This window comes from Streptococcus mitis (assembly GCF_003942765.1).
Classification (GTDB): domain Bacteria; phylum Bacillota; class Bacilli; order Lactobacillales; family Streptococcaceae; genus Streptococcus; species Streptococcus mitis_BE.
In genome coordinates this window covers 77,260-96,153 of the sequence record NZ_RJNW01000005.1, presented here as the reverse complement: position 1 = coordinate 96,153, position 18,894 = coordinate 77,260, and the positions used below count along the sequence as shown (strand labels likewise).

Here is an 18,894-nt window from a genome sequence, read left to right as displayed (position 1 = left end):
GATATCATATCCGCTCCTTTTTCTATGTAAATTATGAGGTAATTTTTAATCTTTTTTTGAAAGTTGTTATAGAGTTGTTAATCATATTTCTGAATCTATTAATTATCTTTGCTTTTTTATATATTTATATCAATTAAAATATCGAATTGCTTGACATAATGAATAGATAGAGTTATTATGTTTATTATACAATAGGTGAAGTCGGGACTTTTCTTGGTATCAATTTGAGGGTCTTACTGACTTTTCTTGATGTAAATAAAATATAAGCAAAGGAGTAGTAATGTACTCACGAACAAAAAAATATCATGGACAAAAAGTTCAACGATTTTCAATCCGAAAGTATAGTTTCGGTGCAGCATCGGTAGCGATTGCTGCGCTTATGATGTTTGGAGGTGGAGCCACTGCAAAAGCTGATACTATTCAAGGAAACGATGCAAGAACGAGCTCAAATTTGTCTAATCCACAGTCATCGCCATCTCAAGAAAGCTTAAATCACGAAGAGAATGTTGCGAGTCCTGATACCAAGAGAGAAGAAATTCCTTCTAAAGATCCAGTTTCTAAACCAGTAGTAACTTCAGCTGAAGCTTTAGTTAATGAAGATAAGCTAGCGCCAGAAAATATTGCAAAGGTAGACTTCAGTAAGTTATCAGAAGCGATTTCACGTATTCAATCAGCTATCGATAAAGTTGAAATTAGTAATAAAACATCAAAAACTATTGAGGATGCAAAGGCAACACTATTAGAAGCTCAAGCTTTATCAGCAAATGATAAAGCAACTCAGGTAGAGGTAGATAAAACTGTTGCAAGATTAAGAGAAAAGGCTTTTGTAATTGAGAGTATGCCAAAAGTGTCTCCTACTGTAGAAGATAAATCAGAAACAGAAGCTAAAGTAGAAAAAACAAATAAAAACCAAGATCCACGAAACGGAAAAGCAATTCCTGGTAAAGGGGAAAGTGGGTTTAGAGCGACTCCTACTGGTGTAGGAGAACAAGCAGCAGAAGGTCCTACTAGTAATAATAAAAGAGGGGTAGGAGCTAACCCAGTAGATAACGTTATTTCAAGTTTGAAAAATCAATTTGGAGATATTGATTTTAATACTCCAGATGTTGAAACAAAATCTGCTACTGTTGAAAATCAATATTCAAGAAATAGTACTAGTTCTCCAAATCCAGCTCCAGTAAAACTTGGTAAAATTACTTATAATTGGAAAGAAAAGAGAATTGAAAATGAAATTGATGGATGGAAAATAGAAGGGACAAATAATTATGTAACAGCGATTAAACCAGAAGCTCCAACAGAAGTTGCAGCGGATAGACCTGCTGGATTTGATCCGAAACCATCTAAAGTTTACGATAATAATGGAAGTATTGACAGACAATACAATGATACTCCTGTTCCAGGAAATCCATTAGCACCTAATAAAGCTAATCAAAACTATGCAAATGGTGTTAACTACTCAAGTGTACCTGGTGTTCCTTTAAATAATGCAGCACATTCAGCTGTAGGGAAAGATTATTATATTCAATTAAATAAGAAAGGTACACAAATTTCGAAAGAATTTAATGTTAATCCGAACTCTAGATTATACCTAAGTGTTCTAACAGGTGGTGCCTATGGGAATATGGGTACTGCTGGTACTGGTGAAAAAGTAGAAATTACAGTTAGAGATGCAGATACAGGTGAAGTTTTAAGAACGCTAACAGATGCGAATAATCATAATGAAACTACACACGTTTCAACTCCGTATGGTGATGGAGGGAATGGTAATGGTTTTGGTTTCTGGAGAACGATTATCAATACTCCAAATACTACTAAGAAAATTAAAGTAACCATTAAAGCATTAGAGGATGGTCCCGCATTTAATAAAACTTATCCAGTAAAAGGAAAAACAGAAATTGAAGATGGATACTTTGTTGGTGGAGTTAACTTAACTGTTGGTGCTGCTTTAGAAATGACGACAGATGTTGTTCGTAATAATACCACGTCCGCTTATGGAGAAGATACTCTCTATAAAGACAAAGAATCAGGTCAATTAAAAGTTACTGTGAAAAACGTTGGTGGGTTACCAACGTACGGCGCTTATGAATACACAATTAAAATTCCTGAAGGTGTAGAATTAAAAGATTCAGTTAAAAAAGCGAATGCATGGAATTGGCCTGGTCCTTACCAAGTGGTATCATATGATGAAACAACTAGAACACTTAGATTGAAATTCAATGCGGGGGATTCTGATCCTGCTAAAAATGGAACTCGGACATTCGGTATTGATTTCACAACAGCGAAAAACTTCAAAGGGACAGCTACTTTCAAGGTAACTGCAGAAATTAAAGAAGGATTTACAGATTTACAAGGAAACAGGGTATTAGAAAATACAGGTGTTGTAAATCCAAATAGTCCATATAGAAATACATTTAATGCACTAGGAAATACAGATAATCCTGATTATTATTACAATAAAACAATTTATATTGATACTGTTAAACCTGTTGCTCCTACAGTAGAACCAGTCCATACAGATAGTATTAATGGCGAAAAAACTGATAAAAATCAACCTACAGAATTATTAATTTCTGTACCAACAGAAAAAGATCCTAATTTAACAGATGTACCTAGAGAAAAACAAGATATCGCTGACAATGATCAAAATAATGGAACAAATAGAAATGCTGATACAGAAGTAAAAAATATTGAACGTGCAATTGGTGGATTAACTTCATTGAAAGTTACTTTACCAAATACTAAAACACCAATTACTTTAACGAAGAAAGCAGATGGTTGGTATAATGGTGCAACAAAAGTTGAAGTACGTGATGGTAAATTAGTTGTTCCAGTTCCAGCAGGTACAGATTTAACGGAAGCGAATGAGACAACAAATCCGGACAAACGTATCAAAGTTACTGTGCTTGACAAAGCAGGTAACGAATCAGATCCAGCTTACGCTAATGTTCTAAACGAAGCTCCAACAGTAGCAGTTGAGAAAAAAGATTTATATGTTTATAAAACAAAAGAAGCTGACAAATGGAACAATGCTAAAGTTTTAGAAAAAGCTAAACCTTCTGCAACTGACTTAGAAGATGATCGTGATGGTGTTGATTCTACTAAACCAACAATCGCAGTAAGTGATGCAGGTAACCTAGATACAACTAAAGTTGGAGATTACACTGTAAAAGTTCAATCAACTGATAGTGAAGGTAAGAAATCAACAGAAGCCGATGTAACGGTACACGTATTAGACTTAATTACAGTAGATCCTACAGTAACAACTGATCCAACAAATCCAAGCACAACAGCTCCAGTATCTCCAAAAACAGCAGATACACCTGTAAAAGAAGGAGATGAAAATCTTGGTAAATATCCAGCAGGAGTTACTCGTGAGGACTTAGTTAAAGAAGTTACACGTACAATTAAGTATCTAAAAGAAGAAGATGCAAACAAAGATAATGCTACTCCTTTATATGCTGAAAAGGTGCAAAAAGTAACTTACAAACGTACAGCAACAGTTAATCCTGAAACAAAAGAAGTAACTTACTCTGATTGGGAAGTTTACAATGAAGCGGATAAACTAACTGATGCTAAAGCAGATGGTACTAATGGTAAGTATAACTCAGTTGAATCTCCAGTTATTAATAATTATTTATTAGTGGATAATGCGGATAAACTTGTTCCAGAAAAAGATGCTCCTAAGCCAGCACAAAACGGAACAGCAACTTCTGAAGTGAAGAAAGTTCTTTATAAAGAAATTGGTTCATTTGTACCAAACTATCCAGCAGGTAAGAAACCACAAGGAGCACCAGATAAGATCTCTTATCCAAATAACCCAAATGATCCAACGATTCCAGGTGATTTTAGCACAATAACAATTCCATATGTTCCAGGTTATACTCCAGTATATAATGGACAAGAATTAACACCGAAAAATCCAAATGATCCAACTCAAGGCTATAAAGTTCCAGATGGATTTACACCAACGGATAAATTTGGGGAATCACCAATTACATATACACCTTCTACTCAAACAGCTAAAGTAGTGATTGAGAAGAAAGTCGATGGAGCCGCAAATGAAGTGGTTTCTAGCTTTGATTTAACAGGTAAATCTGGTTCAGAATTACCAGCAAATACAGATATTGACAACAAAATCAAAGAACTTAAGAACCAAGGTTATGAAGTAGAAAGTGATGACTATAATACTCAGGATAATCATCATCCAATTTTTGATGACAAGGAAGATATTAACCCAACAGATGGTTCATCAGCACCTTCTCAAACATTTAAAATTGTGGTTAAACCTAGAATCATTGAAGTACCTTCATCAACACCACATGAAAAAGATAGTCCAGTAGATCCAAATGGGGATACCCCAGAACTTAAATGGCCTGAGGGATTAGCTGAATCTGACTTGAATACAACAGCTAAACGTGTGATTTCATATGTGAAGAAAGATTCAGATACAGCAGCTGAAGAAAAAGCTAAGGATGATACTGTTCAAACGGTGCCATTCACAAGAAAAGCAACCGTTAATCTTGTCACAAAAGAAGTAAGCTATACTGATTGGGAAAGTCCAAATAAAACATGGGATAAAGTTGGAGTAGATGTTCTACCAGGATATATTGCTGATAAAAAAGAAATTCCAGCTAAAGAAGCAGTAACTCCTGCAAAAGATACAAAAGTAATCCCTGATGAAACGGATAAAGTTACTTATACGAAGATTGGAAGCTGGATTCCTGTTGATCCAACCACTGGTAAGGATGGAGATCCGATTCCATTCCCTAACGATCCAAATGATCCAACCAAGACTGGTGAAATTACACAAATTATTCCTCATAAAGATGGATATACTCCAAAAGATGGAAATGGAACACCATTAGAACCAGTAAATCCTGCAAATCCAGAAGAAGGTTATAAACCACCAAAAATTACGGATCCAAAAGCAAATATCAAGATTACCTATGATAAAGACGATCAAAAAGCAAAAGTAAAATTTGTTTCAGTAGATGATGAAGGTGTTGAAACACCATTAGATACGAAATATAATATTGATGATCTTACTGGTAAATCAGGAGATAAAATTCCAGAAGAAAAAGTTCAAGCACGTGTTGATGTTTTGAAATCTATGGGATATGATGTTGTAGATAATCCATTTGATCAGGATCCAACATTTGATACTAAGAAAGAAATAGATCAAGAGTTTACAATTAAAGTTAAACCACAAGTTTCAACTGCAAAACCTGTTTATGTAGTAGAAGGAGATAAACCATCTTCAGAAAAATTGAAAGATGCTGTTACTACTAAAGGAAATGAGAAAACAGTAGATGAAACTAAACTTCCTGATACAACTGATAAAGTTGGGGATGACACATTAACAGCTCCTGTGACAGTGACATATGGTTCAGGGGATAATAAACGTGAAGAAACTGTTAATGTACCGATTAAAGTTGTTGAAGGATATCCACAAATTGTCCCAGTAGATCCAAAAGAAGCTCCAAAAGCAGAAGATAGTATCAATCCAGATGATTATCCAGCTGGTTCTAAATTCACTTACGAAAAAGAACCAGATACAACAACACCTGGAGATAAAGGGGTTAAGGTTATTGTTACTGATGAAAATGGAAATGAACTAGTAAGAGTTCCAGCAACAGTACGTGTAGTTGACAGTATTCCACAATACGTTGTGGCTGATAAAGCTAATAAACAACCAGAAGCTAAACAAAGTATCACACCGGGTGAATATCCAGACGGAACGGAATTTACTTATGAAACTCCAGTAGATACAACTACATCGGGAGAGAAAGATGTAGTCGTTGTGGCTAAAGTTGGTGAGGATACGATTGTTAAAGTTCCAGCTAAAGTTGTGGTAGTAGATCCTGAAGTGCAATATGTATTTGAAAATCCTCAAAATACACAACCAGATCCATCTGAAAGCATTAATCCTGATCAATATCCAGACGGAACTAAGTTCACCTATAAAGATGGTGATGTAGATACAACAACACCTGGAGATAAGAAAGTAACAGTAGTTGCGAAAGATGGTGAAGATAAACTTGTAGAAGTCCCTACGGTTGTTAAAGTATTACCAGTTGTTAAACCAACGGGAGTAACAGTACTTAAAGATAGTACAGATTTAGAAACAATGGTTAAAGCAAAAGCTCAAGAAGTGGTGGATGCATTACCAAAAGATAGTATTCCTGCAGGTGTAACAGTAACTGTTAAAGAAGTGAAAGAAAAACCTGAAACAACTGCTACAGGAGAACAAAAACCAGCTAAGGTAGTTATTGAATATACTGATGATAAAGGCCGTGTAGTTGGTTCTAAAGAAGTAGAAGTTCCGGTAACGGTAGTTGGTTCAACATCAAAATCATTGGTAGTCTTTGAAGGTGATACAGTAGAATCTAAAACTGTTCAAGATGCAGTAACACCAGGAGCTAATGGAACTAGAGGTAATCCTGTAATTCCAGAAGACCTAACAAAAACAACAGGTAAGAAAGAAGTAACGGTCCCTGTAACTTACGACGGAATTAAAGATTCAGAACAAGTGAAAGTACCAGTGACAGTATTGCCAGTTGCTAAAGGTGAAGTAACAGTACCAAAAGGTGAAACTACAGATAAAGTTAAAGAAGTAGCTAAAGCTAAAGCAGAAGAAGTAGCAAACTCAGCAGATTTCAAAGCTAAATTACCAGATGGTGCCAAAGAAGTAGAAGTTGGAGCGATTACAGAAGAAGTGCTTGCAACCATTACATCGGAAGCAGGAACAAACAAAGGAACTGTAAAAGTCCCAGTAACCTATACAGTAGATGGCGTTAAGTATACAAAAGATGCAGAAATTACTGTAAGTGTAGTTGGTTCAAATGCTGATCAAGTATACGTTGTTGAAGGCGATAAACCTGAAATAGCTAAAGTAAAAGATGCAGTAACACCAGGACAAGGTGGAACAGTACAAGATCCAACAGAAGCTGATTTACCAGATACAAAGGATAAAGTTGGAGCAACCGATGTAACAGTACCAACTAAAGTTAAGTATGCAAATGGTGAAGAGACAGTAAAAGTCCCAGTGACAGTATTACCAAAAGTAACCCCAGAAGGTGTAACAGTTCTTAAAGATAGTGATAAGCAAGAACTAGAAAAAGCTATTAAAGAACAGGCTGAAAAAGCAGCTAATAACGTGAAGGGGCTTCCATCAGGAGTTACTGTAACAGTTACAGAAGTTAAAACAGGAACAGTACCACCTACAGCAACAGTTGGTGTACAAATCCCAGCGACAGTAGTGGTAGAGTATGTGAAAGATGGTAAAGTAGTTGCGACTAAAGAGGTACCTGTACCTGTTAACGTAGTAGAAGTCGTTCCAGTCTCAATAGAGACACCAGTCACCTCTACCCCATTAACACCAGAGGATTACACTAAAGGCATCAAGATTCCAGAAGGTGGTAAGGTCACAAATGTTGAAAACATTCCAGACTTAACAACACCAGGTAAGAAAGATCCAGTTAAAGTAACGGTTGAATTACCAAATGGAAAAGTGATTACAGTAGAAGTCCCAGTTAATGTAACACCTGTTAAGGAAATTGAGACACCAGTCACATCTACCCCATTAACGCCAGAGGATTACACTAAAGGCATCAAGATTCCAGAAGGTGGCAAGGTCACAAATGTTGAAAACATTCCAGACTTAACAACACCAGGTAAGAAAGATCCAGTTAAAGTAACGGTTGAATTACCAAATGGAAAAGTGATTACAGTAGAAGTCCCAGTTAATGTAACACCTGTTAAGGAAATTGAAACTCCGGTTACGAAAACTCCATTAACACCAGAGGATTACACTAAAGGAATTAAGATTCCAGAAGGTGGCAAGGTCACAAATGTTGAAAACATTCCAGACTTGACAACTCCAGGTAAGAAGGATCCAGTTAAAGTAACGGTAGAATTACCAAATGGAAAAGTGATTACAGTAGAAGTCCCAGTTAATGTAACACCTGTTAAGGAAATTGAAACTCCGGTTACGAAAACTCCATTAACACCAGAGGATTACACTAAAGGCATCAAGATTCCAGAAGGTGGTAAGGTCACAAATGTTGAAAACATTCCAGACTTGACAACTCCAGGTAAGAAGGATCCAGTTAAAGTAACGGTAGAATTACCAAATGGAAAAGTGATTACAGTAGAAGTCCCAGTTAATGTAACACCTGTTAAGGAAATTGAAACTCCGGTTACGAAAACTCCATTAACACCAGAGGATTACACTAAAGGCATCAAGATTCCAGAAGGTGGCAAGGTCACAAATGTTGAAAACATTCCAGACTTAACAACACCAGGTAAGAAAGATCCAGTTAAAGTAACGGTTGAATTACCAAATGGAAAAGTGATTACAGTAGAAGTCCCAGTTAATGTAACACCTGTTAAGGAAATTGAAACTCCGGTTACGAAAACTCCATTAACGCCAGAGGATTACACTAAAGGCATCAAGATTCCAGAAGGTGGCAAGGTCACAAATGTTGAAAACATTCCAGACTTGACAACACCAGGTAAGAAAGATCCAGTTAAAGTAACGGTTGAATTACCAAATGGAAAAGTGATTACAGTAGAAGTCCCAGTAACAGTCACTCCAAAAGCGACTCCAGCTCCAAGAGAAACAGTTAAAACTACCCCAATCGTAGTAGAGGTTGGAACTCCAATTGGCAAAGATGATGTTAAGAAACATGTTGAGTTACCAAAAGGTGCCGAAATCGTAGAAGTTGGAGAAATCCCAGCAACTGATACGGCAGGACAAAAACCAAGTGTTAAAGTAAAAGTGAAACTACCATCAGGAGAAATCATAGAGGTAGAAGTCCCAGTAACAGTCATACCTAAGCATGTTGAACCATCAACTCCAAACCAACCAGCTTCTCAACCATCAACACCTAAAAATGTTGAAGTTCAAAAAGAACTTCCTAATACAGGTACAGAAGCCGACTCTAGCTTAGCAGCACTTGGACTTTTAGGTGTCTTGAGTGGATTTGGACTTGTTGCTCGCAAGAAAAAAGAAGACTAATTCTAATTAGATTTTCTGATAAGAATAAGGAGTAGGATATCATATCCGCTCCTTTTCTTTTTGGGATTGAGATGAGAGTTATCATAGCATTGGTTAAAAATTTTCGGTGGTTTTATTGTCAATTCTCTGTAGATTTTCTCGTTCTAATCCCATATAGACAAGATTACAGAATCATGATCTATAAGTTGTCTAACTTGACTTTCTTGATGGGAATGATATAATGGTTGTAACAAAAAATATTACAACAGAAAAGAGGACTATTTATGACCTATGAATACAAGAGCCACATTTATTTAGCAGAGGCAGTTTTAAATGTAAAGGATTTGGCAAGTCAAACAGCCTTTTATCAGCAAGTTATTGGTTTAGAAATCTTATCTAAAACTGAGACAGAGGTAGTTCTAGGCCTGGGTGGAAAAGCCTTGGTACACTTGATTCAAGCACAAGAGAGCGGAGAAGTGAGGGAACATTATGGCCTTTATCATCTGGCAATTCTCTTGCCGACACGAAAGGCTTTGGCAAATGTCTTAAAACACCTGACAGATTTACAGATTCCTCTTGTCGGCGGTGCAGACCACGGTTACAGTGAGGCTCTTTACTTGGAGGATTTGGAGGGGAACGGCATTGAACTCTATCGAGATAAGCCGGTTTCCACATGGGATATTCGAGAAGATGGACGTATTATCGGGGTCACTGAGGCTCTTGCGGCACAGGCTATCTATGAGTTGGGGGAAAGAGTAGAGCCCTTTATCCTAGCAGAAGGTACGAGAATGGGCCATATCCATCTTTCCGTCAAGGATAGTCGAAAGTCCAGCCAGTTTTATCAAAAGGTGTTAGGACTAGAGGATAAGTTCAGTGTGCCTAGCGCTAGTTGGATTGCGGCTGGAGATTACCATCATCATTTAGCAGTCAATGAATGGGGAGGAAAAGGCTTAGCTCCGCGTAAGGCAGGCTTGCCAGGTTTGGCTTATTATGTTATTGAAGTCGCACATAAAGAAGAACTGTTAACGATTGCGCAACGAGCACAAGAAGTTGATGCACCAATCAAGTGGCTGACATCGAGCCAGTTGGAAATCATAGACCAAGATGGAATTGTGACTCGTATTCGTTTAGCAAGATAAAACTAGGGATTTCTATCGAGTTATCAGCAAGACTAGTTTGCTTTTTGAAAAGTCTTTGATAACAGAACTGCGTGAGCTGGATGGGCGAGAATTTTGACAAAGAAGATGATTAGAGATATAATGAAGAAAAATCGAGCAAGGAAAAAGAAATGACAAACTCAAAGTATATTACTCGTTTGAAACGTTCAGAGGGCCAGTTGCGTGGGATTCAAAAGATGATTGAAGAGGATCGTGACTGTGCTGATATTGTGACGCAATTGACAGCCGTGAAATCTAGTGTAGAGCGCGTGATTGAGATGATAATTACCGAAAACCTTACTGAATGTATCAATCAGCCACTAGATGATCCTGAAGCTCAAAAGGAACGCCTAGAAAAGGCTATCCGATACTTGATTAAACGGAAATAAAGAGATGAGAGTTGCAAAGATCTCTGCTAGTAGAATAGTTTAATGTGAATCAAGAGAGGCTGGAAAAAGTCTTTAAAATAAAAGAACGCATACTATCAGGTGTTGAAAGCCTTGATAGTATGCGTTTTATTGTGGGGAAATTTACTTCATTTTCTCCTGAAGTTGAGTTTTTGCCCAGCTCCTTTTGATTATTCTACTTGACCTGGCCAAGCATTCATGCCACCTTCTACATTGGTAACAGTGAGGCCTTGGGCGCTGAGAAATTGGCAGGCAGAGGCAGAACGTACTCCTCCTTGACAGATGACATGGTATGTACGGTCAGAATTGAGTTCTTTGTAGCCCTGCTCTAAGGTACTTAACGGAAGATTTTTGGCACCTGGTGCATGTCCTGCTTGGAATTCATGTGCTTCACGGACATCGATAAGCTCTAAATTTTCATTTTGATATTTTTCATAAAAGTCAGCCATACTGATACTAGTTTCCATATTCTACTCCTTCTGGGTTAGCCATTTTGTATAGTGAATAAGCGCCGTCAAGGTTTTGGACGGTAAATCCTGCTTGCTTGAGGATACGCTCTGCGATATAGCTGCGCAAACCACTGTGGCAGCTGACGATGTAGGCTTGGTTCTTGTCCAGTTCATTCAAGCGTTCCCGTAGTTCGTTTAGGGGGATGTGTATAGTGTCTATCTTAAGTCGACCACTTTGGAGTTCGCCACTGGTCCGCACGTCTAGGAATTTCTTTCCCTTAGCCAGTTCGTCTTCGAGATGGTACCATTGAACGTTGTCGCTGAGATCTTCGATAAGGTTTAAGGCTGCGTAGCCCAGCATATTGACGGGATCCTTGGCAGAACCAAATGGTGGCGCATAGGTAAACTCTAACTCTGGTAAGTCAAAGACGGTGAGATTTCCCTTGATAGCAGTTGCTAGGATATCGATTCGCTTGTCAACGCCTTTCTTACCAACTCCTTGGGCACCGTAGATTTTTCCAGTGGTTGGGTCAAAGAGGAGCTTCAAGGTTATATCAGTAGCTCCTGGGTAATAACCGGCGTGGTCTTTTCCGCTGACATGAAGTGCCTTGTAAGGAAGTTGATTCATGATAAGGATATGTTCGCTGAGACCAGTCGAAGCAGCTGTCATATCAAAGGCACGAACGATAGCAGTGCCGATACTGCCCTTGTTTGTACGTTCTAGTCCTGCGATGACGTCTGCCACTTGGCGTCCCTGACGATTGGCAGGAGAAGCGAGAGAGATGAGGGCATCTTGGCCTGTGATTTCTTGCTTGACAATGATAGCGTCACCGACAGCATAAATATCTTTTTGACTGGTTTCGTAATGTTCATCGACTAGGATACCACCACGAAGTCCCAGTTCAATCCCCGCAGCTTTTGCCAGTCCGTTTTCAGGTTCAACACCGACAGAAAGGATAGTGAGGGCAGAAGTGATCTTTTGCCCGTTTTCGAGAACGATGACTTTTCCTTGGTCTTCAAATCGAGTCGCAGACTGAGAAGTGATAACGCGAACACCGTTTTTAACCAATTCTGCTTGGACAAAGGCTGCCATTTCTTGATCTAATGGTGGCAAGACATGGGGTGCTTTCTCAACAATAGTAACTTGCAGGCCACGTTTTGCCAGATTTTCAGCCATTTCAAGCCCGATAAAGCCTGCACCAATAACGACAGCTTCTTTTGGATGATTGTCCAAGGCTGCCATGATTTCATCGAGATCGGGAACATTGCGAAGAGTGTAGGCGTTCTTAGCTTCTACCAAGCCTTCAATGGTAGGAACAAATGGTTTAGCTCCTGGGGAGAGGATCAGCTTGTCGTAGCTTTCTGTGAATTCCTGTCCATCATGGCGTACGGTCACAGTGTGCTTTGCTGGCGAAATGCTGATGACTTCATGGAAAGGACGAACATCCAAATTAAAGCGTGCTTTGAGACTTTCAGGAGTTTGGACCAATAAGCTATCACGGTTTGCAATTTCTCCTGAAACATAGTAAGGAAGTCCGCAGTTTGCAAAGGAAACAAAGGGACCTTTCTCAAAAATAGTGATTTCAGCGTCTTCCATGAGACGTCTGAGGCGGGTTGCTGCTGACATACCGCCTGCAACTCCTCCGACAATGATAATTTTCATTGACTTTCTCCTTTATATATCTAGATGACCTTACCTGTCCAAGCGCTCATACCGCCTCGGACATTGATGACATCATATCCTTTTTTCTTTAGCTTTTTCGCAGCTAGTTTGCTTCGCACACCAGAATGACAAATGACATAGAGTGTTTCTTTTGTCGCTGGTGTATAAGATCCGATTTCGGTTAGAGGGACATTCTTGGCATTTTTGATATGACCTCTATGGAATTCAGTAGACGTCCGAACATCCAGTAGCTGAATCGGTTCTCTGAGTTTAGCTTCTAACCCGCTGGTAGAAATACTGTCAATTTTTGTAAATAAGTGAAACATAAGCACCTCCGAATATACCCTTATGGGGTATATTAAACCATGAAGTCAAGCTTTTGTCAAGCAAGTTGTTTTGACTTGGTGGAGATTGGTTGCGATTGTATTGTTTTTATTCTCAGTGTATCAGCTTCTTTCTTGACACTTTGTCAGCTTTTGATACAATAGTACAAAATTAGAGGAGGTAGGCTATGATTCAGAAACATGCGATTCCTATTTTAGAGTTTGATGACAATACTCAGGCGGTCATCATGCCCAATCACGAGGGGCTGGACTTGCACTTGCCCAAGAAGTGTGTCTATGCATTTTTAGGTGAAGAGCTTGACCGCTATGCGAGGGAAGTAGGGGCGGACTGTGTCGGCGAATTCGTTTCAGCCACCAAGACCTATCCAGTCTATGTCGTGAACTACAAGGGCGAGGAAATTTGTCTGGCTCAGGCTCCTGTTGGTTCCGCTCCAGCAGCCCAGTTTATGGATTGGTTGATTGGCTATGGTGTGGAGCAGATTATTTCCACCGGTACTTGTGGTGTGCTAGCTGATATAGAGGAAAATGCCTTTCTAGTACCTGTTCGGGCTCTGCGAGATGAGGGAGCTAGTTACCACTATGCGGCACCTTCTCGTTATATGGAAATGCAGTCAGAGGCTATTGTTACTATTGAGCAAGTTTTGGAGGCCAGAGGGATTTCCTATGAAGAAGTCATGACATGGACGACAGACGGTTTTTATCGAGAAACGGCTGAAAAGGTGTCTTATCGTAAGGAAGAAGGCTGTGCTGTTGTGGAGATGGAGTGTTCTGCGCTTGCGGCAGTAGCCCAACTGCGTGGGGTTCTCTGGGGAGAATTGTTGTTCACAGCTGATTCTTTAGCAGACTTGGATCAGTACGATAGTCGTGACTGGGGTTCAGAAACTTTCGAGAAGGCCTTGGAACTCTGCCTTGAGATTGCCTTTCAGTTCTAGCTACTCTTCTTCTTTTTATGGTACAATGGATGTATGTTATTTAAATTATTTGTGAAAAAAATTGAAAGAGCCTTGGGCGGACTTTCGCCAGCTCGTCGGATTTTTCTGAGTTTCGCTGGAGTTATTTTTATAGGTTCTCTTCTTTTGAGTTTGCCTTTTGTTCAGGCAAGTGGTTCTCAGGCTACTTATTTTGACCATCTCTTTACGACGGTGTCCATGGTCTGTGTGACTGGTCTTTTTACGCAACCAGTGGCTACTACCTATAATGTCTGGGGGCAGTTGATTTGTATGCTCTTGATACAGATTGGTGGTTTGGGGCTCATGACCTTTATCGGGATTTTTTATATCCAAGGCAAGCAAAAGCTTAGCCTGCGTAGTCGTGAAACCATTCAGGAGAGTTTTAGTTATGGGGAAAGTAAGTCTTTGAAGTCCTTTATGCGGTCTATCTTTTTGACGACTTTTCTGGTGGAGGGCTTGGGTGCCTTTCTACTAAGTTTCCGTTTTATTCCTGAGTTCGGCTGGGGAAGGGGCATTTTTACCTCCATCTTTTTAGCCATTTCAGCCTTTTGTAATGCTGGTTTTGATAATTTCGGCAGTAGCAGTTTAGTGGCTTTTCAGACGGATCCCTTGATCAATCTGGTCATTGCTGGTTTGATTATCACGGGTGGTCTCGGCTTTATGGTCTGGTTTGACTTAGCAACCCAGTTTGATAAGAAGAAAAAACGCCGTCTGCGTTTCCACACCAAGTTGGTTCTCTTCTTGACTGCAGGGATTTTGCTGTTTGGGACAGTATCTACACTCTTTACGGAGTGGCACAATCCAGGAACCATTGGCAATCTCAGCGTTCCAGAGAAAGTGCTGGTTAGCTTTTTCCAAACCGTCAGCATGAGAACAGCTGGCTTTGCCTCTATTGACTACACTCAAGCTCGGCCTGTGACCTTGTTTATCTATATCCTACAGATGTTTCTGGGTGGAGCGCCTGGAGGAACGGCTGGGGGGCTCAAGATTACGACTTTCTTTGTCTTGTTGGTTTTTGCGCGTAGTGAATTGCTGGGCCTACCTCATGCCAATGTTGCGCAGAGAACCATTGAGGCTCGAACAGTCCAAAAATCCTTTAGTGTCTTCATTATCTTTTTGATGACCTTCTTGTTGGGTTTGGTGTTGCTGGGAATTACAGCAGAAGGAACACCGCGCTTTATCTACCTCATGTTTGAGACCATTTCGGCCCTTGCGACAGTTGGGGTAACGGCAAATCTGACACCAGAACTGGGCAAGTTAGCTCTCAGCATTGTCATGGTACTCATGTTTATTGGCCGTATCGGTCCCTTGACCTTGCTGGTCAGTCTAGCTGACTACCAGCCTGATAAAAAAGATTTGATTCAGTATATGAAAGCAGATATTAGTATTGGATAAGAAAGGAAGAATGATGTCAGATCGTACGATTGGAATTTTAGGTTTGGGGATTTTCGGGAGTAGTGTCCTGATGGCCCTAGCCAAGCAAAATATGAATATTATTGCCATTGACGACCACGCCGAGCGTATCAATCAATTTGAGCCAGTTTTGGCGCGTGGAGTTGTGGGCGATATTACAGATGAGGAACTCCTCAGAACTGCAGGAATTGATACCTGTGATACGGTTGTAGTGGCAACAGGGGAAAATCTAGAGTCGAGTGTGCTTGCAGTTATGCATTGTAAGAGTCTAGGGGTACCAAGGGTTATTGCAAAGGTCAAAAGCCAGACAGCTAAGAAGGTGCTGGAAAAAATTGGTGCCGACTCAGTTATCTCACCTGAGTATGAAATGGGGCAGTCTCTAGCGCAGACCATTCTCTTTCATAACAATGTGGATGTCTTTCAGCTGGATAAAAATGTGTCTATTGTGGAGATGAAGATTCCGAGTGTTTGGGCAGGTCAGAGCCTGAGCCAGCTAGATCTACGTGGCAAATACAATCTCAATGTCCTAGGGTTTCGTGAACAAGAAAATTCACCGCTGGACGTCCAATTTGGTCCCAATGATCTCTTGAAAGCCGATGCCTATATCTTGGCGGTTATTAACAACCAGTATCTAGATGACTTGGCAGAATTAAATTCGTAAAAAAATTAATATAAGTATTTCATAAGAGGGATTTAAGAAAAATTTTAACTTTTTCTTAATCCTTTTTAATTTTAGGAGATTATACTAGAGTCATCAAATAAAGAAAAACTCTAAGGAGAATCCTATGAAATTCAATCCAAATCAAAGATATACACGTTGGTCTATTCGCCGTCTTAGTGTCGGTGTTGCCTCAGTTGTTGTAGCCAGTGGCTTCTTTGTCCTAGTTGGTCAACCAAGTTCTGTACGTGCTGATGTTGTCAATCCGACCCCTGCTCAAGTTGTGCCAGATGCTACTTCGGTGAGTGAAAAGAGTGACTTACCAGTAGAACTTCTCAAAGAAACAGTCGATACCGCTCTTCCATCAGAGCAGGTAGACTCAACACCTAAAGCAAGCTTGGATGCTACAAGCTCTCCAGAAAAAGCAGATGCAGGTGCTAAAGAGCCAGTAGTAGCACCAAAAGAAGAAGTACAAGCAAAACCAGAATCTAAGAAAGAAACAGAAGATGCGGTTAAACCTGTGGAAAGTCCTGTAGCTACAGTTGCTGGACAAGACCGTGAAGCAAGTGAAGCGCAGCCAGCAACTACCCCAGCCGAAGTACAAAAAGGTGTGGCTGACAATACTAAAGACACAGTAGATGTCCCAGCCGCTTACCTAGACAAAGCTAATTTCCCTGGACCGTTCACAGCCGGTGTCAACCAAGTCATTCCATACGAATTCTTCGCCGGAGATGGTATGTTAACTCGCCTTATCTTGAAAGCCTCAGACAAGGCTCCATGGTCAGACAATGGTTCAGCTAAAAATCCCGCCCTTCCACCAGTAGAGAAATTGGGCAAAGGTCTCTACTTCTATGAAGTAGACTTGGCAGGTACTCAAGGAAAATCAGATAAAGAGCTTCTAGACCTCTTGAAACAAAACGGCACTCAAAGCTACAAGGCGACTATCAAGGTGTACGGCGCTAAAGATGGCAAGGCTGATTTGACAAATCTCGTAGCGACTAAGGATTTGGATGTCAACTTGAACGGCTTGACTACCCCAGCTGAAGTGCAAAAAGGCGTGGCCGACAACACCAAAGACACAGTAGATGTTCCAGCTACATACTTGGACAAGGCTAACTTCCCAGGCCCATTCACAGCTGGTGTCAACCAAGTCATTCCATATGAATTCTTTGCTGGTGACGGTATGTTGACTCGCCTTATCTTGAAAGCCTCAGACAAAGCCCCATGGTCAGACAATGGTTCGGCTAAAAACCCCGCCCTTCCACCAGTAGAGAAATTAGGTAAAGGCCTTTACTTCTATGAAGTAGATTTGGCTGGCACTCAAGGAAAATCTGATAAAGATCTTCTTGATTTCTTGAAACAAAACGGCACTCAAAGCTATAAAGCTACCATCAAAGTGTACGGTGCGAAAGATGGCAAGGCCGATTTGAGCAATCTAGTAGCGTCTAAGGATTTGGATGTTAATTTGAACGGCTTAACTACTCCAGCTGAAGTGCAAAAAGGCGTAGCCGACAACACCAAAGATACAGTAGACGTCCCAGCTACTTACTTGGACAAAGCTAACTTCCCAGGTCCATTCACAGCTGGTGTCAACCAAGTTATTCCGTATGAATTCTTCGCCGGAGACGGTATGTTGACTCGTCTGATCTTGAAAGCCTCTGACAAGGCCCCATGGTCAGACAATGGTTCAGCTAAAAATCCAGCTCTTCCACCAGTAGAAAAATTGGGGAAAGGTCTCTACTTCTACGAAGTAGACTTGGCCGGTACTCAAGGCAAATCAGACAAAGAGCTTCTAGACCTCTTGAAACAAAATGGTACTCAAAGTTATAAAGCTACTATCAAGGTGTACGGTGCTAAAGATGGCAAAGCAGACTTGAGCAATCTCGTAGCGACTAAAGAATTGGATGTCAACTTGAACGGCTTGACTACTCCAGCTGAAGTGCAAAAAGGCGTAGCCGACAACACTAAAGACACAGTAGATGTTCCAGCTACATACTTGGACAAAGCCAACTTCCCAGGCCCATTCACAGCTGGTGTCAACCAAGTCATTCCATACGAATTCTTCGCTGGTGACGGTATGTTGACTCGTCTGATTTTGAAAGCCTCCGACAAGGCTCCATGGTCAGATAACGGTTCAGCAAAAAATCCAGCTCTTCCACCAGTAGAAAAATTGGGCAAAGGTCTCTACTTCTACGAAGTGGACTTGGCAGGAACTCAAGGTAAATCAGACAAAGATTTATTAGACCTCTTGAAACAAAACGGCACTCAAAGTTATAAAGCTACTATCAAAGTGTACGGTGCGAAAGACGGCAAGGCAGACTTGAGCAATCTTGTAGCGACTAAGGATTTGACAGTAAACTTGCATGGACATCAGTCTCTGATTCCGATGCAGTCAGGTTTCGTCCCATCTTCTAATGGTTCAGCTATGCCGGCTCCAATGATGAATAGTCATCAAGATGCGTCTAAGATGAACGCTCAAATGCCTAGTGCCAATCAAGATGAGATGAAATCTAAAATGCCAGCTGCTAGTCAGGATAAGATGATGCCTAACAAAGAGCAGGATAAAACCATGAATACTAGCCAGCCTATGGCAACACCAGGCATGAAACAAGATCAGGATCAAGTTCCAGCAGCCTCAAGCAAAATGCCTGATGAAGGCAAGATGGCATCTAATAACAAGGTGTCAACTCCAATGACGGCTGATCAAATGAAAGACCAAAAAGACATGCTTCCATATACTGGTGAAGCCCAAACCTCAATGGCTACTATTGGATTCTTTGGATTAGCATTGGCTGGCCTGCTAGGTGGACTCGGTTTGAAAGCTAAAAAAGAAGAAAATGACTAGTCTAGCTACA

Annotated in this window: 10 protein-coding genes; 7 read left to right on the top strand and 3 right to left on the bottom strand. The window is 40.3% G+C overall.

Features of this window, described 5'->3' with window-relative positions; all coding sequences use genetic code 11:
* Window positions 1-280: 280 nt before the first annotated feature.
* The 3 genes from D8849_RS08355 (at window position 281) to D8849_RS08345 (ending at window position 10,544) form a co-directional block, all read left to right on the top strand.
* Window positions 281-9,019, top strand: coding sequence for a Rib/alpha-like domain-containing protein (locus tag D8849_RS08355; RefSeq protein WP_125386788.1), 8,739 nt, complete (start codon window positions 281-283; stop codon window positions 9,017-9,019).
* A 263-nt stretch (window positions 9,020-9,282) separates the two neighbouring features.
* Window positions 9,283-10,137 carry a VOC family protein gene (locus D8849_RS08350; protein WP_125386755.1) on the top strand — a complete coding sequence of 285 codons (855 nt, stop codon included), beginning with the start codon at window positions 9,283-9,285 and terminating at the stop codon, window positions 10,135-10,137.
* A gap of 149 nt (window positions 10,138-10,286) precedes the next feature.
* Complete coding sequence (locus tag D8849_RS08345; RefSeq protein WP_000185159.1) at window positions 10,287-10,544, top strand: metal-sensitive transcriptional regulator; 258 nt, start codon at window positions 10,287-10,289, stop codon at window positions 10,542-10,544.
* Window positions 10,545-10,732: 188 nt separating this feature from the next.
* Here the strand turns inward: D8849_RS08345 and D8849_RS08340 are convergent, their stop codons facing one another.
* From D8849_RS08340 to D8849_RS08330, 3 genes are read right to left on the bottom strand one after another with little or no spacing between them, the layout of a single operon-like run.
* The gene (locus D8849_RS08340) at window positions 10,733-11,029 is read right to left on the bottom strand and encodes a rhodanese-like domain-containing protein (protein ID WP_042749802.1); all 297 of its coding nucleotides are present in this window, start codon (window positions 11,027-11,029) and stop codon (window positions 10,733-10,735) included.
* Window positions 11,019-12,674 carry an FAD-dependent oxidoreductase gene (locus D8849_RS08335; protein ID WP_125386754.1) on the bottom strand — a complete coding sequence of 552 codons (1,656 nt, stop codon included), beginning with the start codon at window positions 12,672-12,674 and terminating at the stop codon, window positions 11,019-11,021. Before D8849_RS08335 ends, D8849_RS08340 begins: the two co-directional genes overlap by 11 nt.
* Window positions 12,675-12,694: 20 nt before the next feature.
* Window positions 12,695-13,000, bottom strand: coding sequence for a rhodanese-like domain-containing protein (locus tag D8849_RS08330; RefSeq protein WP_125386753.1), 306 nt, complete (start codon window positions 12,998-13,000; stop codon window positions 12,695-12,697).
* Between the two features lie 185 nt (window positions 13,001-13,185).
* Here D8849_RS08330 and D8849_RS08325 point away from each other — a divergent pair, with 185 nt between their 5' ends.
* The 4 genes from D8849_RS08325 to D8849_RS08310 all read left to right on the top strand — a co-directional run bounded on the left by D8849_RS08325 (window position 13,186) and on the right by D8849_RS08310 (window position 18,884).
* Window positions 13,186-13,950, top strand: a complete 765-nt coding sequence (locus D8849_RS08325) for a nucleoside phosphorylase (protein ID WP_125386752.1) — start codon at window positions 13,186-13,188, stop codon at window positions 13,948-13,950.
* A gap of 33 nt (window positions 13,951-13,983) precedes the next feature.
* Window positions 13,984-15,363 carry a TrkH family potassium uptake protein gene (locus tag D8849_RS08320; RefSeq protein WP_049510873.1) on the top strand — a complete coding sequence of 460 codons (1,380 nt, stop codon included), beginning with the start codon at window positions 13,984-13,986 and terminating at the stop codon, window positions 15,361-15,363.
* A 13-nt stretch (window positions 15,364-15,376) separates the two neighbouring features.
* Window positions 15,377-16,042, top strand: coding sequence for a potassium channel family protein (locus tag D8849_RS08315; RefSeq protein ID WP_125386751.1), 666 nt, complete (start codon window positions 15,377-15,379; stop codon window positions 16,040-16,042).
* A gap of 124 nt (window positions 16,043-16,166) precedes the next feature.
* Window positions 16,167-18,884: an SSURE domain-containing protein gene (locus tag D8849_RS08310; RefSeq protein ID WP_125386750.1), complete on the top strand. Its 2,718-nt coding sequence runs from the start codon at window positions 16,167-16,169 to the stop codon at window positions 18,882-18,884.
* Window positions 18,885-18,894: the final 10 nt, after the last annotated feature.

Bases quoted from the DNA above. Each gene is read 5' to 3' on its own strand.
- D8849_RS08325 (WP_125386752.1), top strand. From the start codon at position 13,186: ATGATTCAGAAACATGCGATTCCTATTTTAGAGTTTGATGACAATACT.
- D8849_RS08310 (WP_125386750.1), top strand. From the start codon at position 16,167: ATGAAATTCAATCCAAATCAAAGATATACACGTTGGTCTATTCGCCGT.
- D8849_RS08315 (WP_125386751.1), top strand. From the start codon at position 15,377: ATGTCAGATCGTACGATTGGAATTTTAGGTTTGGGGATTTTCGGGAGT.
- D8849_RS08330 (WP_125386753.1), bottom strand. From the start codon at position 13,000: ATGTTTCACTTATTTACAAAAATTGACAGTATTTCTACCAGCGGGTTA.
- D8849_RS08355 (WP_125386788.1), top strand. From the start codon at position 281: ATGTACTCACGAACAAAAAAATATCATGGACAAAAAGTTCAACGATTT.
- D8849_RS08345 (WP_000185159.1), top strand. From the start codon at position 10,287: ATGACAAACTCAAAGTATATTACTCGTTTGAAACGTTCAGAGGGCCAG.
- D8849_RS08320 (WP_049510873.1), top strand. From the start codon at position 13,984: ATGTTATTTAAATTATTTGTGAAAAAAATTGAAAGAGCCTTGGGCGGA.
- D8849_RS08350 (WP_125386755.1), top strand. From the start codon at position 9,283: ATGACCTATGAATACAAGAGCCACATTTATTTAGCAGAGGCAGTTTTA.
- D8849_RS08335 (WP_125386754.1), bottom strand. From the start codon at position 12,674: ATGAAAATTATCATTGTCGGAGGAGTTGCAGGCGGTATGTCAGCAGCA.
- D8849_RS08340 (WP_042749802.1), bottom strand. From the start codon at position 11,029: ATGGAAACTAGTATCAGTATGGCTGACTTTTATGAAAAATATCAAAAT.